Source organism: Prevotella conceptionensis 9403948 (assembly GCF_000312305.1).
Classification (GTDB): Bacteria; Bacteroidota; Bacteroidia; order Bacteroidales; family Bacteroidaceae; genus Prevotella; species Prevotella conceptionensis.
In genome coordinates this window covers 1-512 of the sequence record NZ_HE999541.1, presented here as the reverse complement: position 1 = coordinate 512, position 512 = coordinate 1, and the positions used below count along the sequence as shown (strand labels likewise).

The following is a 512-nucleotide window of genomic DNA, read 5'->3' as shown; positions in this document are numbered from 1 at the left end:
ACGGCGGCGGCATATCGCAACCAAGCGATGAAGGCTCGGTTACGGCCATGACGCGTGCGCTGAACGACGCCAACTTGTCGCCTGCCGACATCGATTACGTTAATGCGCACGCCACGTCTACCCTGCAAGGCGACATGTTCGAGGCCATCGCGCTAGACAGATTGTTTGGCCAACACATGCCCTGGATTAGTTCTACCAAAGGCATGACGGGACACGAGTGCTGGATGGCTGGCGCCAGCGAGGTGGTTTACTCCATCCTGATGATGCAAGGCGGCTTTGTGGCACCCAACGTGAACTTTGAAAACCCCGACGAACATTCGGCCAAACTGCGACTGGCCACACATCGCATCGACACACAAGTAAATACGGTGCTGAGCAATTCGTTCGGGTTCGGCGGCACCAACAGCGCACTTATCATTAAAAAATAGCAAACAGCGCACCCCACCCCACTCTGCCCCAACATGGCAGAGAAGGCACACAGGGCGCGCAGGCTTTTGCACCAAACTTAACAC

The 512-nt window shown here is 56.1% G+C and carries 1 pseudogene; it reads left to right on the top strand.

The annotated features are described in order from the left end of the window. A pseudogene (locus tag BN93_RS16195) lies at positions 1 to 428 on the top strand (beta-ketoacyl-[acyl-carrier-protein] synthase family protein); the annotation flags it as partial. Positions 429 to 512 lie beyond the last annotated feature (84 nt).